Source organism: Halomonas sp. FeN2, from assembly GCF_020595105.1.
GTDB classification, from domain to species: domain Bacteria; phylum Pseudomonadota; class Gammaproteobacteria; order Pseudomonadales; family Halomonadaceae; genus Vreelandella; species Vreelandella neptunia.
The window spans coordinates 498,220-512,251 of record NZ_CP074200.1; the positions used below are offsets into that span (position 1 = coordinate 498,220).

The following is a 14,032-nucleotide window of genomic DNA, read 5'->3' on the forward strand; positions in this document are numbered from 1 at the left end:
AACTACAAATGTGGTTTTTATTGCCGTAAAGTCTCTTATATCGACGCCAAAAAATGTAAAATAACTACAAGCTTCACTCACCGTCTCTATCATGCAGAGGTCCCTATGCCGAGCTCAACACCCGCCACTTTAAACCCCACCGTTGCTGAGGTTACCCAGCGCATTCGTGAGCGTTCTGCTGAGCGTCGCGCCCTCTACGAGCGGCGCATGGCTGACCAGCACAAACGTGGCGTGCACCGTGCTGAGCTAAGCTGTGGCAATCTGGCCCACGGTTTTGCGGCCTGTAACCCGCGTGATAAGAACGAACTCAAGCTGATGAACAGCGCCAACCTGGGCATTATCTCGTCTTACAACGATATGCTCTCGGCGCACCAGCCGTTTGAAACGTTTCCTGAAACGATTAAAGCAGCCGCCAGTGCCATGGGCTCCACCGCCCAGTTTGCCGGTGGTGTTCCCGCCATGTGCGACGGTGTGACCCAAGGCCAGCCGGGGATGGAGCTATCGCTGTTTTCCCGCGATGTGATCGCCATGTCTGCGGCCGTTGGCCTCTCGCACAATATGTTTGATGCTGCCCTTTACCTGGGCGTATGCGACAAGATTATTCCAGGCCTATTCATCGCTGCCGCGCGCTTTGGCCATCTGCCCGCCATGTTTGTCCCCGCGGGCCCTATGCCCAGCGGCTTGCCTAATAAAGAGAAGGCGCGCATCCGCCAACTCTACGCGGAAGGCAAAGTAGGCCGCGCCGAGCTGCTTGAAGCTGAGTCTGACTCTTACCACAGCCCCGGCACCTGCACCTTTTACGGCACCGCCAACTCCAACCAACTAATGATGGAGGTGATGGGCCTACACCTGCCCGGCACCTCGTTTGTAAACCCTGGCACCGAGATGCGCGAAGCATTGACGCGCTATGCCACCGAGCAGGCCATCCGTAACACCGAACCCGGTGGCGACTACCGTCCGTTCTACAAACAGATTGATGAGCGCGCGATTGTTAACGCCGTGGTGGGCTTGCTGGCTTCCGGTGGTTCAACCAACCACACGATGCACCTGATCGCCATGGCCGCCGCTGCGGGCATTACCCTGAACTGGGATGACTTCACCGACCTTTCGGCGGTTACTCCCAGCCTGATGCAGGTTTACCCCAACGGCCAGGCGGATATCAACCACTTCCAAGCGGCGGGCGGCATGAGCTACCTGTTCCGGGAGTTGTTGGGCGCAGGCTTGATTCACGGCGATATCCCCACCGTATTTGGCACTGACCTAACCGCCTACACCCAGGAGCCGTTCCTGGAAGATGGCAAAGTCGTCTGGCACGAAGGCCCCGAAAAAAGTCTTGATGAAGATGTTCTTCGCCCTGTCGCTAAGCCCTTCGCGGCAACGGGTGGTTTAACGGTGATGAAAGGCAACCTTGGACGCGGTGTGATTAAAATCTCCGCCGTCGCCGAAGAGCATCGCATTGTTGAAGCGCCAGTAAAAATCTTCGAAGATCAAAATGAAATGAAAGCGGCTTTTGAGTCTGGCGATTTAGACCGCGATGTCATCGTGGTAGTACGTTTCCAGGGGCCCAAAGCTAACGGCATGCCGGAACTACACAAACTAACGCCGTTCCTGGGCGTGCTACAAGACCGAGGCTTTAAGGTAGCACTGGTCACCGATGGGCGGATGTCGGGTGCTTCCGGCAAAGTGCCCGCTTCCATTCACATGAGCCCTGAAGCCCTGGATGGCGGCCCGTTGGCCAAACTGCGCGATGGCGATATTGTGCGCTTGGATGCCAATGCCGGTACGCTGGAAGCCAAAGTCGATCCCGCCACCTGGGCTGAGCGGCAACTGGCCATCGGCAACCTGGATCACTACCATGTGGGCTTGGGTCGCGAGCTATTTGGCGGCTTCCGCCATCTGGCCATGCGTGGCGAAGAAGGCGCTGGCGTGTTTGGCGGGTTTGAAGCCGATGATCTCGCCCGCCAGCAGGGGCAAATCTCACAAGAGGATGCCTGATGCGACCGGCACTTATCGGCGACATCGGGGGAACCAACGCACGCTTGGCGTTGGTTTCTCCCGGTGAAGTAACCCCCCACGATATTTTGAACCTACCCTGCGCCGACTACCCCGGCGTTATAGAAGCGGTTCGAGACTACCTGCACCGCGTGGGCGCCACCGGGGACAACGCGCCTCAAGAGGCGTGTTTAGCTTTTGCCTGCCCCGTTCACGCTGAGCGTGTCAAAATGACCAATAACCACTGGGATTTTTTGAAAAGCGACGTTCAGCAACAGTTGAATCTATCGCTATTCAAGGTCATCAACGATTTTACCGCCCAGGCGCTGGGCGTCCCCCATGTGGCATCCAGTGATTTGGTCGAGGTTCAGCCGGGTCACACCCAGGCGCACTCCACACGCTTAATCATCGGCCCAGGCACCGGGCTTGGCGTTGCCGGGGTCTTTCCTGGGCAACACGCCTGGATTCCGCTGCCCACCGAAGGCGGTCATGTCACCTTTGCCCCCACGGACAGTACCGAGCGGGCACTGTTGGATGTATTTCTGCAGCGTCACAAACGGGTGAGCGTAGAGCGCATCTTGTGCGGCCAGGGTTTATTGGAGCTGTACCAAGCCTACTGCACCCTTGAGGGAATGGAGCCGCGCTTTACCAGCCCAGCGGAGGTGACCACAGCGGCTAATGAAGGCGATAGCCTCGCCACTACTGCCCTGCTGCGCTTTCTCAAAATACTTGGCGATGTATGTGGCGATGCCACCCTGACCATGGGCGCAAGGGGTGGGGTTTATCTATGTGGCGGCATTCTTCCCCGCTTGCTGGAGTGGCTGCCGAAAAGCGAACTGCGCGAGGCCTTTGTCAACAAAGGCCGTATGGGCACCTATAACGCTGACATCCCCGTGTGGGTGGTGACTGCCCCCTGGACGGGCCTGCTAGGTGCCGCCGAAGCACTGCATAACGAAGAAGTTTTCTGATCACAATTTCTAGCAACATTTATTAAACACATTTCTAACAACATCAATATGGAATCTGCTATGCCCGCTGCCACCTTTGATGTGCCGTTTCTGCTCGGCATGATGCGCCTGCACGAAACATCCGCTATGCACGAACCGGAGCGATTAGCAGACTGGATCGAAGCGCGCCTGGAACAGGGCCTGAACTGGTTTGACCATGCGGACATTTACGGCAGCGGCCAAGGAGAGACGCTTTTTGGCGCCGCTCTACGGGCGCGCCCTGCCCTGGCTCAGCGGGTCAAGGTTGTCACCAAAGCGAGCATCGCAAACGACAACCCCGCCCCCGGTTCGGGTAAGGTAAAGCACTACAACGCCAGCCCTGCTTATCTTACTAGCGCCATTGATGTCTCACTTGTGCGCTTGAATGTCGAACGCCTCGATCATTTCCTGATTCACCGTCCCGATCTGTTGATGGACGCGGAAGCGACCGGCCGTGCGCTGGACGATGCCATTGAAGCAGGCAAAATTGGCGCGGCGGGGGTTTCCAATCACCTGCCCAGCCAGTGGCGGCGCTTGCAGGGCGCCATGCATCACCGCTTGTCAGCCAACCAGGTCGAGCTCTCGATTGCCCACACGACGCCGCTGTTTGACGGCGACTTTGATGATCTATGTGCCGATGGCCACGCGCCCATGGCGTGGTCGCCCCTGGCAGGCGGGCAACTGATGCAAGGCGCCGTTGGCGAATGTTTGGCGAAGTGGGCGACAGAGCTTGATAGCTCCCCCAGCGCTTTAGCGCTGGCATGGCTGCGTAGTCTTCCCAACTCGCCAGTACCGGTGGTTGGCAGCGTTAAACCTGAGCGAATCAACGATATGCTCAAAGGCCCTGCCACGCTACCCCGGGAAGCCTGGTATGAATTGCTGGAAGCCGCCCGCGGCCACTGCGTGGCATAAGGCTATTTTGTATAAAACGACGCGTTACAAAACAACTATTACGTTAATTACACTAAGGAGCCAATGATGACGCCAGTTATCGCGTTTGGGGAAGCGCTGGTTGATATGCTCTCCAGCCGTTTAGGGGCGGGGACCGATACCCAGGAAACCTTTACACCCTACGCCGGTGGTGCTCCCGCTAACGTGGCGGTCGCCTGCGCCCGCTTGGGCGTTCCTAGCCAATTTTTAGGCATGGTGGGCGACGATACGTTCGGGCATTTTTTAGTGCGTGAACTCAAAAGCCACGGTGTAGACATCAGCGGCGTGGTATTTACCCAAGAAGCCCGCACGGCGCTGGCGTTCGTTTCCCGGGATGACGTAGGCGAACGCACTTTTGATTTCTATCGCCCGCCCGCTGCTGACCTGCTTTATCGCCTTGAGCATTTACCCCATGGCGTCTTCGAGAACCCTGCCATTCTGCACTTGTGCAGTAACAGCCTGACCGACCCAGAGATCGCCGACGTTACCCTGGCGATGGCCACTATGGCTAAGCGCGCAGGCTGCCTGGTCAGCGTGGATGCCAACCTACGCCACAACCTGTGGCCCGGCGGCGAAGCCGATGCCAGCTTAGTCACACAGCTGCTAGACGGCGCTGAGCTGCTCAAGCTCTCCCAGGAAGAACTCGACTACTTGCGCGCCGATCATCCTGCAGAATCGTGGCTATCAGAGCGGCTAGCGGCAGGGGTAAAAGTTATTTTGATTACTGACGGCCCCAATGATGTCGTAATCAAAGGCGTCGGTATTGACCAGCGCATTGCGCCACCCAAAGTGGAAGCGGTAGATACCACCGCTGGGGGCGACGCCTTTATTGGCGGGCTGTTGGCAGAGCTCTCGGCCCACGGCATCGATGAAAACTGGCAGAACGATGCTGATTTTCTCCACCGCGCGGTGGATACCGCCTGCCGATGTGGTGCCCATGCGGTCACACGGCCAGGCGCTTACGCCTCCCTCCCCACCCATGCGGATATCGAGGCGCTTCGAAATAGTTAATGGCGATCCAGTTCGGTGACCGCCTGGGCGGTCACCGATGCTAGTGAGGCAGTAGCAACGATAAGCTGAGAGCTCCAACTCCCAATGACTGGGATTTGGTCGTTATTGCATGGCTGCGAAGTTTTCAGCAGCAGCTTCTAGCACTGCCCTTGCCGCTTCCGCATCTTCAAACCCTAGCCCTTCCATACCACCGTCAGGCCCTTTGTAATTGGCAAACCACAGATCAATGATCTGACTTACAGCTGGGAACTCGTTATCCAGCTGCGTCATGCTTTCAATATGCGCAAAAGGTGAATCCTGGGTGAGAACGGCAATGAGCTTGTCGTCTTGCTCTCCATCATCGAGCATTTTCAGAACACCAATAACGTTCACATCGACAATTTCACCTCGTGGAACGGCTTGGCCCAGCACAATCACATCCAGTGGGTCACCATCGCCGCCCAACTCCTTTGGCAAAGCAGTGCCTGGAATAGCACCATAATTACCGGGGTAGCCCAGGTAATTCACAACGCGCGGTTCACCGTCTTTATATTCCCAATAAACCGCTTTGGGATCATCTTTACTGACTTCCCATTTCGCCGATGTGCCCGTGGGTATTTCAACGATGGCTCTTACCGAACCATCAGCATTGATGGCATCCATGGACATCAAATCGTCTTCACCCACGATAGTGAACTCATCCGTTGCGTTCATGTTTTGGGTAATGGGCGTGGTGTCAGAAAACGCCAATCCACCTAGCGTCTCAGCCTGAGCAGAGGACGCTAAAGCCGTGATACACGCTACACTCGTGAGTAATAATTTTTTCCGCATGATGCTCTCCGTTGGTTATTCAAATACGTTACCGAGGAGAAATGACGGGGTAATGACAATCTCAAGTTGTTGTTTTTTACTATTCAAAATTGAATGCGAAACCACGGCACTGCTGTGGCTGACTAACCACTATTGGCCCACTTCTGTTGCAAACAGATGTGGGCTTTTTTGATTGGAGAAGTCGTCATCGGTCCTTTAGAGACGCCCATGGCATGACTTGTTTAAATGTCAGACATTTACTAGACTAAGGTTAATCCAATAAAAAACAAGAGATCACCGATGACGCTGGACGCTCTACCGCCCCACAAGGGTGGCGCTGAACAGTTAGCCCGTTTACTCGCCCAGGCACTGCTGGCAGGCCATTGGCAGCCCGGCGATGTTTTCCCTCGCGAGCTGGATCTCGGCAAACACTTTGCCGTTAGTCGTAACCAAGTGCGTAACGCACTCACCAGCCTCACCGCTGCGGGACTATTAGAGCGAACCGCGGGCCGAGGCACGCTGGTCCGCGAGATGGGCGACTGGCATCTACTCGACCCACTGATGAGCGAATGGATGACTGGCCTGGTCAACCTTGACCCACAGTTGGTAAGGGCCATTTACGCCTTTCGCTTTTCTGCTGAACCGGTGGTCGCAGGGCTCGCTGCACGGGCAGCCCAGGCTGAAGACATAGAGCGTCTGGAAAGTGCCTTTGCCGGTATGGAGAGCAGTGCAGGCAGCGTTGAAGCGCGTGCTGAGCATGCCGAGTACGACGTCGCCTTTCACGACGCCACCTACCGGGCCAGCCACAATTTAGTCTGGCGGCAAATGGGGCATTTATTGCGCCCTTCGATCATGGCACTGATACATCGCTCGCAACACCACACGGACACCCTGGAGGACAGTCTTACGCGCCACCGCCAGGTACTTGACGCTATCCGCAGCCGCGATGCCAGCGCCGCAGAAACCGCCGCGAGAGAAGTACTCAGCCGCACGGCCATCGACCTTGGCATCGTCAGTTAACAGTTACTCAATGAATATTTCCTATTCAGAAGGATGACCGAACATGAAAATTACCAAACTCAAGACCTGGCAAGTTCCCCCGCGCTGGCTGTTTCTCAAAATCGAAACCGACGAAGGCTGCTACGGCTGGGGTGAACCGGTAATTGAAGGCCGCGCCGCCACCGTTGAAGCCGCCGTGCACGAGCTTTCCGACTACTTGATCGGCCAGGATCCACACCGCATCGAGCATCTTTGGAACATCATGTATCGCGCCGGCTTTTATCGTGGTGGCCCTATTCTGATGAGTGCGATTGCCGGTATTGACCAGGCGTTGTGGGATCTTAAAGGTCGCGATCTGGGTGTGCCCGTTCATCAGTTGTTGGGCGGTGCCGTGCGCGACAAAATGCGCATGTACGCCTGGACCGGTGGTGACCGCCCAAGCGACGTGGGCGCTGGCGCTAAAGCGTTGGTCGAAAAAGGCTTCACGGCCTTTAAAATGAACGGAACCCCCGAAATGCAAATCGTCGACTCCCACCGCAAGGTCGATGAAGCCGTCGCCCGGGTGGCAGAAGCCCGCAACGCCGTTGGGCCAGATGTCGGTATCGGCATCGACTTTCATGGCCGCGTGCACCGCCCTATGGCCAAAGCGCTGCTGCGCGAGCTGGAACCCTTTCACCCCATGTTTGTGGAAGAGCCGGTCGCCCCGGAACATCTGCCCTGCTTGAAAGATATTGCCGGTGGTTTAGGCTACCCATTGGCAACTGGCGAGCGGCTGCATACCCGTTTCCAGTTCCGCGATTTGCTGGCCGACGGCATGATCGACATTATTCAACCGGATATTTCCCACTGCGGCGGCATTAGCGAAGGCCTCAAAATCGCCGCCCTGGCTTCCGCTTACGACGTCGCCTTAGCGCCCCACTGCCCGCTCGGCCCGTTAACCCTGGCCGCCTCTTTACAGCTCGATGCGGTCAGCCACAACGCCTTTATCCAAGAGCAGAGCATGGGCATCCACTACAACCAGGGCAACGACGTCCTTGATTACTTGGTCGATAAATCCGCCCTCGCCATTGAAGACGGCTTCTGCGCCATTCCCCAGGGCCCAGGCCTTGGTGTCGAGATCAACGAAGAATTCGTTGAAGAGCGCGCCAAAGTGGGCCACCGTTGGCGCAACCCGGTTTGGACTCACGAAGACGGCTCTATTGCGGAGTGGTAAGACATGGGATCAACCGTGATGAGTGAAACACCCGATATTGCAGACCAATTAACCTGGATTGCCGTTGACTGGGGCTCTAGCAATCTGCGTGCCTGGGGGCTGGATCAACACGACCAAGTGATTGCCCAAGCCAGTAGCGACAAGGGCATGCTGTCGCTAAAGGCCGATGAGTACGAAGCCGAGCTGCTACAACTGGTGGTCGATTGGCTACCCGCCACCGGCACGACTAAGGTAATGGTGTGCGGCATGGCAGGCGCCCGTCAGGGCTGGTTGGAAGCCGCCTATTTGCCGATCCCCACGCGGCTTGACCAGCTTAGCCAAGGCGCAGTAACGCCAACGCTTACAGGCGACCAGCTGCGTGTTTATCTGCTGCCCGGATTAAGTCAAACCCGCAGTGCTGCAACCCACTTTGATGTGATGCGTGGCGAAGAGACCCAGTTAGCAGGCCTCGTCACTGACACACCTGACTTTACGGGCCTCGCCTGTTTGCCGGGTACCCACGCCAAATGGGCCACTCTTGAAGCGGGTGCTGTGAGTGGATTTTCGACCTACTTAACCGGCGAGCTTTACCAGTTATTGGCCAACCAATCGGTCTTGCGCCACTCAATCGGCAACGATGAGCTTCAAGACCCCGCTTGCCGTGAGGCGTTTATTTCGGCAGTTAGCGAGATCTACGCGGCACCCGAAACCTTTAGTAGCCGACTGTTCGGCCTGCGCGCGCAAGATTTACTCGATGGTCGGCTACCGGCGGGCGAAACGCGTGGAGCCGTACTGGCGGCCAGACTCTCCGGACTCGCCATTGGCCTTGAGCTTGCTGGCGCCTGCCGTGAGTGCCCCACAGATGAGCCGATCATGCTGATTGGCAACCAAGCCCTGAGCCAGCGCTATACGCTGGCGCTCAATACGATCGGCTATCAGACGCAGCATGTGGATGGCGACACCGCCGTCTTAGCAGGCCTGCGCCTCGCCCATCACGCGTTAAAATAATTTAAGCATGGAGAAATTGGCTATGTCGCTGCCACTGATTGGTATTTTACGCGGTGTAACGCCTGATGAGGCCGTGGATGTTGCGGAAGCGGTGCTGGCCGCAGGTATCACCCAAATTGAAGTACCGCTTAACTCACCCAACCCGCTGGAGAGCATTCGCCGCTTGGTAGACGCATTTGGCGAGCGCGCGGTCATTGGTGCAGGCACGGTACTCACCCCTGCTCAGGTGCGTGAAGTTCACGCTGCTGGGGGGCGCTTAATCGTTTCTCCCAACTGTCGGCCAGCGGTGATTGAAGAAACGCATAAGCTCGGCATGGCGAGTTGGCCGGGCATTGTGACGCCTTCAGAAGCCTTCGATGCGCTGGATGCAGGCGCCACCGGACTTAAACTCTTCCCCGCGGTGCAGGTAGGATTAGAAGGTATGAAAGCAGTACGCGCCGTGCTTCCGGCAGGGACGCTTTTGTATGCCGTCGGCGGCGCTGGAGTCGATAACTTCGCCGAATGGCGCGCAGCGGGTGTCGATGGTGCAGGCCTGGGCAGCGCGCTATACAAACCCGGCCAAAGCGCTTCCCAGGTAGGTCAACAGGCTCAAGCCCTCGTCGATGCCTGGTTGGCAGGAGAACAATAAGGAGATCCAATAACAATGAATACCGATATGAGTGTTTCAACGTGGCAGGCTGAGTTAGCGGTCGATTGCCGCTGCACCTTGGGTGAAGGCCCGCAGTGGGACGCCAAAAATCAGCGCCTTTATTGGTGCGACATTCTTGGAAAGCAGTTGCACTGGCTCTCCCCCGCCACCGGGGAAAGCAGCCACTATCAGCTTGATCATCGGGTGTCTCTGGCAGCGCCCCTAGCTGAGGGTGGCCTGCTGTTGGTGGGCGAAGACCGTTTAAGCCGCTTCGACCCCAGCAGCGGCAGTATCGAAAAGTGGTGTGATTTCGAAGCCGATAATCCCATCACCCGCAGCAATGACGCCCGCATTGATCGCCATGGCAGCCTGTGGCTCTCCAGCATGGGTAAAAGCGCTGAAAGAAGCGCTGGAAGCCTTTATCGCCTGCATCGCGGCGAGCTCTCGCGGCTGCGTTCAGGCCTAACGATTCCCAATGCCATCTGCTTCTCCGCAGATGGTGAGTTCGCGTGGTTTACCGATACCGTGACGGGTGTAGTGATGCGCTGGGAACTGGATAGCGACGGCTGGCCGCAAGGCGAGCCGCAGCCTTGGGCGGACTTTTTCTCCAGCCAAGGCAACCCCGATGGTGCAGTGATGGATAGCGAAGGCTGCCTATGGCTAGCGCTGTGGGGGGCTGGGCAGGTCGTTCGCCTGGATCCTAACGGTGAAATAGTAGGCCGCGTCGAGCTACCGGTCAGCCAACCCTCCTGCCCGGTATTTGCAGGCCCTGATCTAAAAACGCTGTATATCACCACGGCGCAAGAGGGATTCAGTGCTGAGCAGTTGGCCCAAGAGCCAACAGCGGGCTCGCTGTATGTGGTCGAAACCGGTATCAAAGGGCTCGCCGAGCCCCCGCTGCGCCTCGTATAACGCCCTCAATTATAGGTTATCAGTCGTTTCATGTGGATTTAATATTCGTTAGCTCTTTTGTGCCTCACGTTTCAGGATGAAACTACTAAGCTATCTATATTTTGTGGGAGGGAGCTTCAGCTCGCGAATATTTGGGCTCCTAGCATAATGAAACCAAGGGGGTGCCTGCGGCACCCTTCGCGCGCTGAAGCGCCCTCCCACGAGAGCTACCATCAGGCTGGCAGAGTTAATTCTATACTGAATGACGAAGAGACCAATTATAACGCTCTAGTAATGCGAAAGGCCCCGCTAGTATAAGCTAGCGGGGCCTTTCTATTTGTTATTACGGCTTCAACTATCTGCGACTAAGGCTTTCATTCAACCCGCAAAGCTTATATACATAACGATGACTAACACGACCAAAACGATACCGGCGGGCACTGCGCCTTTCCAGGGTGTTAGATCCACATCGCCGCTGTGCTGCTGAATCCAATCCGTTTCCCTTGGGCGCACCTTGCCGATAATCAGCATCACCGCCACCAGCAATACAAAGACCAGCGCAACAAAGTGGAACTCGTGCATGATCTGCGGCAACAGCGTAAACGGTGGCACAAAGTAACCGGCGGCAATCAATAAGCAGCCGCCCACCAAGGCAATTTTGGCTGCCATCGGCGGAACACGTTTGGTTAGCAGTCCGACCAGCACGACGGCAAGAATCGGAATAAAGTAGATCGCGTTCATCTTCTGCAGGTAACCAAACAGGCTCTCCTGGCCTGCCAGCAGTGGCGCAATAATCATGGTAATGATGGCCATGATCCAGCCAAACACCTTGCCCGATTTAACCACCTGCTCTTCCGTAGCCTCTTTGTTCAACACCCCTTTATAGATGCCCAGGCTGAAAATCGTGGTGGTACTGTTAAGTGCGGAGTTAAACGACGATAAAATCGCGCCTACCATGACGGCAGCGAAAAACCCGGTTAGATACGGCGGCAGTACGTTAAAGACCAAATGACCGTAGGCTTCATCAGCACGCACGCCCTGATCGGCATAAAGGTGATAAGCAATGATGCCCGGCAGCACTAGGTACAGCGGCCCCAGCAGCTTGAAGAGACCGGTCAGCAGCACGCCCTTCTGACCTTCGGCGAGGTTTTTGGCTGCAAAGGTACGCTGAATAATCTGCTGGTTGGTGCTCCAGTAGAACAGGTTTATCAGGAAAACGCCGGTAAACAGGGTAAAGAACGGCACCTGCTGTTCAGCACCGCCAATCGAATTAAGCTTATCCGGGTCAGCCTCTTTAAGGATGCTCCAGCCTTCCATGATACCCGTGCCGCCACTCACGGCCTGCAGGCCGAAATAGACGATCACGAAACCACCGATCAGGAGGCCAACACCGTTGAGCGTGTCGGAAACGGCAACCGTGCGCAGGCCACCAAACAGGGCATACACGGAACCGATAATACCGACGATCCACACCGTTAGCCAAAGCAGCGTCGTCGAAGACTCAATGCCGGTTAACCCCTGTAGGTCGAGCATTCCCTGCAGACCGATGGCACCTGAATAGAGAATGATCGGCAGCAGAATCACCGCGTAAGCAATCAAGAAGATGATATTGGTGATTAGCTGCGTCGTTTTATCGAAACGAATTTCGAGAAGCTGCGGCAGCGTGGCAATACCACTTTTCAAAAACCGCGGAAGGAAGAATAGCGCCAACGCCACCAGGGCGATAACCGCAACCACTTCCCAGGCCATTACGCTTAAACCATCAGAAAAGGCCGCCCCATTGAGCCCTACCATTTGCTCGGTGGAGAGGTTGGTCATCAGCAGAGAGCCGGCAATCAGCGGGAAGGTTAGCGTGCGCCCGGCAAGAAAGTAGCCGCTGGTGCTTGAGTGATCATCTCGGCGGGTGATCCGCCAAGTGATAAAGGCTACAAGCCCTGTAAAAAACAGGAAGGACGCCAAGGTTAACGCGTGCATTTTGACTCACCTCATCATCATTGTAAGTGGCACGCACGTTTATGTATGCGCGAATAGCGAAATGTCAGACAAATCTTGCCGCCATTTTAGTTGAGCTGAATATAGCTCGTTATACGCCTTTGGTCTTATATTGAGCTTTAGCCTGTTTCAAGACTGCTTTAAGGGTATAAAAAAGCCCCAGCTATGTTGTATTGAACAATAAACTGGAGCTATTTTTTAAACTTAGCACTGGTTTTTAACTCAGCGCAGGGGGCCTATCTAGTGATGAAAACGCTCCGCGGACTGGCGCGCCAGCTCACGGATACCATCCCAATCTTCCGCTTCTACCATTGCTTTGGGTGTTAACCAGGAGCCACCTACGCACATCACATTGGGCAGCGATAGATAGTCATCGGCGTTGTCGACGGTGATGCCGCCGGTGGGACAGAAGCGGGCTTCTGGAATCGGCGCACCAAACGCTTTGATCGCTTTGGCTCCACCGCTGGATTCCGCTGGGAAGAACTTGAATCGACGATAGCCGTACTGCCAGCCCGTCATTAGCTCAGAAACCGTCGAGACCCCCGGCAACATGGGCACCGGGCTTTCAACGCCATAACGATAGAGAGCTTCGGTTGCGCCTGGTGTTACTACAAAGTCAGCACCAACCTGCTCGGCCTGGCGGTACTGGGCAGGCGTCAGCACTGTGCCCACGCCAATGCTGGCACCGGGCAACGCTTCACGCATACGCTTCACTGCTTCTAGCGCGCAGTCGGTACGCAGGGTAACTTCCAGCACGGTTAAGCCACCCTCTACCAGGGCGCGGCCTAGTGGTACCGCATCTTCCAAACGCTCGATAGTGATGACCGGAATCACCTCGGCTTTCAAGCAGATGCTATCCAGCTCTGCAGTGCGCGTAGAAGGTAACTGTTTGTCGATAGTCATTAGTGAGTCTCCAAGCAACTTATTATTGGCTAAGGCAGTTAGCGCTCAAGGCGCCCAGTAAATTGCCAACGGGCAGGTTAAAAAGGCACGAATAGGCAGTTGACGAACGTCGTCGCCGTTGAGTGCCTTGGCCAATACGGCGCGTTTATCTTCGCCTGTAATATGTAGAATGTGCCGCCGCGCCTGATGCAGGCGATCGGCGGAAAAGGTGATCCGGGGTTGCGGCTGACTAGGCGTTCTTACCGCCACTAACAGCTCCTCGGTGGCAAGGGCCAGGGTCAGTTCAGGACTATCGGGAAATAGTGACGCCGTATGACCATCACCGCCCATACCTAGAATCACCACGCTGGCAGGCCACGCTAGCGATTCCGCTTGCTTGGCAACTTCATCAACGCCCTCTTCAGGCGTAGCCGCGCTGCAAGTTAACGGTATAAAAGTGGCCGCCGATGCTTCGCCCTGTAGAAGATGCTCACGCACCAACTTGGCGTTGCTATCGCTGCTCTGCTCGTCTACCCAACGTTCATCGGCCAGCGTTACATCTACCCGATCCCAGGGCAGCGGCTTGGCCGCCAGTGCCTTAAAAAAGGGCACTGGCGTAGAGCCACCAGAAACCACCAGTAGGACGCGCTCCTGGTGGTTTAAATCTTCTTGCAGCCCTTGAAACACAGCTTCGGCAAGCTGCTCGGCCAACTGTTGGCGTGCTTGGCTCAT

At 56.2% G+C, this 14,032-nt stretch carries 13 protein-coding genes; 9 read left to right on the forward strand and 4 right to left on the reverse strand.

Translation table 11 applies throughout. From position 1 onward, the window contains the following. The first annotated feature begins 105 nt into the window (after positions 1–105). The 4 genes from edd (at position 106) to KF947_RS02425 (ending at position 4,919) form a co-directional block, all read left to right on the forward strand. A complete protein-coding gene (gene edd, locus KF947_RS02410) occupies positions 106–1,995 on the forward strand; it encodes a phosphogluconate dehydratase (protein WP_227405351.1) in 1,890 nt (629 codons plus the stop codon). After that, the gene (glk, locus tag KF947_RS02415) at positions 1,995–2,960 is read left to right on the forward strand and encodes a glucokinase (RefSeq protein WP_227405352.1); all 966 of its coding nucleotides are present in this window, start codon (positions 1,995–1,997) and stop codon (positions 2,958–2,960) included. Before edd ends, glk begins: the two co-directional genes overlap by 1 nt. A gap of 60 nt (positions 2,961–3,020) precedes the next feature. Continuing rightward, complete coding sequence (locus tag KF947_RS02420; RefSeq protein ID WP_227405353.1) at positions 3,021–3,890, forward strand: aldo/keto reductase; 870 nt, start codon at positions 3,021–3,023, stop codon at positions 3,888–3,890. 66 nt (positions 3,891–3,956) lie between these two features. Further along, entirely contained in the window at positions 3,957–4,919 is a 963-nt protein-coding gene (locus KF947_RS02425) for a carbohydrate kinase family protein (RefSeq protein ID WP_227405354.1), read from the forward strand. 102 nt (positions 4,920–5,021) lie between these two features. Here KF947_RS02425 and KF947_RS02430 read toward each other — a convergent pair whose 3' ends face one another. Continuing rightward, entirely contained in the window at positions 5,022–5,729 is a 708-nt protein-coding gene (locus tag KF947_RS02430; protein WP_227405355.1) for an inorganic diphosphatase, read from the reverse strand. A gap of 279 nt (positions 5,730–6,008) precedes the next feature. Here KF947_RS02430 and KF947_RS02435 point away from each other — a divergent pair, with 279 nt between their 5' ends. From KF947_RS02435 to KF947_RS02455, 5 genes are read left to right on the forward strand one after another with little or no spacing between them, the layout of a single operon-like run. Continuing rightward, on the forward strand, positions 6,009–6,728 hold the full coding sequence (locus tag KF947_RS02435) for a FadR/GntR family transcriptional regulator (RefSeq protein ID WP_227405356.1): 720 nt from the start codon (positions 6,009–6,011) through the stop codon (positions 6,726–6,728). Between the two features lie 43 nt (positions 6,729–6,771). Further along, complete coding sequence (dgoD, locus tag KF947_RS02440) at positions 6,772–7,920, forward strand: galactonate dehydratase (RefSeq protein WP_027957639.1); 1,149 nt, start codon at positions 6,772–6,774, stop codon at positions 7,918–7,920. Between the two features lie 18 nt (positions 7,921–7,938). After that, positions 7,939–8,907, forward strand: coding sequence for a 2-dehydro-3-deoxygalactonokinase (locus KF947_RS02445; protein ID WP_227405357.1), 969 nt, complete (start codon positions 7,939–7,941; stop codon positions 8,905–8,907). A 7-nt stretch (positions 8,908–8,914) separates the two neighbouring features. After that, entirely contained in the window at positions 8,915–9,535 is a 621-nt protein-coding gene (locus KF947_RS02450) for a 2-dehydro-3-deoxy-6-phosphogalactonate aldolase (RefSeq protein ID WP_264478627.1), read from the forward strand. Positions 9,536–9,562: 27 nt separating this feature from the next. Next, the gene (locus KF947_RS02455) at positions 9,563–10,447 is read left to right on the forward strand and encodes an SMP-30/gluconolactonase/LRE family protein (protein WP_227405358.1); all 885 of its coding nucleotides are present in this window, start codon (positions 9,563–9,565) and stop codon (positions 10,445–10,447) included. A 357-nt stretch (positions 10,448–10,804) separates the two neighbouring features. Here the strand turns inward: KF947_RS02455 and KF947_RS02460 are convergent, their stop codons facing one another. The 3 genes from KF947_RS02460 to pgl all read right to left on the reverse strand — a co-directional run bounded on the left by KF947_RS02460 (position 10,805) and on the right by pgl (position 14,032). Then, positions 10,805–12,400, reverse strand: a complete 1,596-nt coding sequence (locus KF947_RS02460; RefSeq protein ID WP_133732621.1) for a solute:sodium symporter family transporter — start codon at positions 12,398–12,400, stop codon at positions 10,805–10,807. A 258-nt stretch (positions 12,401–12,658) separates the two neighbouring features. After that, positions 12,659–13,321: a bifunctional 4-hydroxy-2-oxoglutarate aldolase/2-dehydro-3-deoxy-phosphogluconate aldolase gene (locus tag KF947_RS02465; protein WP_133732622.1), complete on the reverse strand. Its 663-nt coding sequence runs from the start codon at positions 13,319–13,321 to the stop codon at positions 12,659–12,661. Between the two features lie 45 nt (positions 13,322–13,366). Next, the gene (pgl, locus tag KF947_RS02470; protein WP_088699810.1) at positions 13,367–14,032 is read right to left on the reverse strand and encodes a 6-phosphogluconolactonase; all 666 of its coding nucleotides are present in this window, start codon (positions 14,030–14,032) and stop codon (positions 13,367–13,369) included.

Bases quoted from the DNA above. Each gene is read 5' to 3' on its own strand.
- edd (WP_227405351.1), top strand. From the start codon at position 106: ATGCCGAGCTCAACACCCGCCACTTTAAACCCCACCGTTGCTGAGGTT.
- glk (WP_227405352.1), top strand. From the start codon at position 1,995: ATGCGACCGGCACTTATCGGCGACATCGGGGGAACCAACGCACGCTTG.
- KF947_RS02420 (WP_227405353.1), top strand. From the start codon at position 3,021: ATGCCCGCTGCCACCTTTGATGTGCCGTTTCTGCTCGGCATGATGCGC.
- KF947_RS02425 (WP_227405354.1), top strand. From the start codon at position 3,957: ATGACGCCAGTTATCGCGTTTGGGGAAGCGCTGGTTGATATGCTCTCC.
- KF947_RS02430 (WP_227405355.1), bottom strand. From the start codon at position 5,729: ATGCGGAAAAAATTATTACTCACGAGTGTAGCGTGTATCACGGCTTTA.
- KF947_RS02435 (WP_227405356.1), top strand. From the start codon at position 6,009: ATGACGCTGGACGCTCTACCGCCCCACAAGGGTGGCGCTGAACAGTTA.
- dgoD (WP_027957639.1), top strand. From the start codon at position 6,772: ATGAAAATTACCAAACTCAAGACCTGGCAAGTTCCCCCGCGCTGGCTG.
- KF947_RS02445 (WP_227405357.1), top strand. From the start codon at position 7,939: ATGAGTGAAACACCCGATATTGCAGACCAATTAACCTGGATTGCCGTT.
- KF947_RS02450 (WP_264478627.1), top strand. From the start codon at position 8,915: ATGGAGAAATTGGCTATGTCGCTGCCACTGATTGGTATTTTACGCGGT.
- KF947_RS02455 (WP_227405358.1), top strand. From the start codon at position 9,563: ATGAGTGTTTCAACGTGGCAGGCTGAGTTAGCGGTCGATTGCCGCTGC.
- KF947_RS02460 (WP_133732621.1), bottom strand. From the start codon at position 12,400: ATGCACGCGTTAACCTTGGCGTCCTTCCTGTTTTTTACAGGGCTTGTA.
- KF947_RS02465 (WP_133732622.1), bottom strand. From the start codon at position 13,321: ATGACTATCGACAAACAGTTACCTTCTACGCGCACTGCAGAGCTGGAT.
- pgl (WP_088699810.1), bottom strand. From the start codon at position 14,032: ATGAGCCAAGCACGCCAACAGTTGGCCGAGCAGCTTGCCGAAGCTGTG.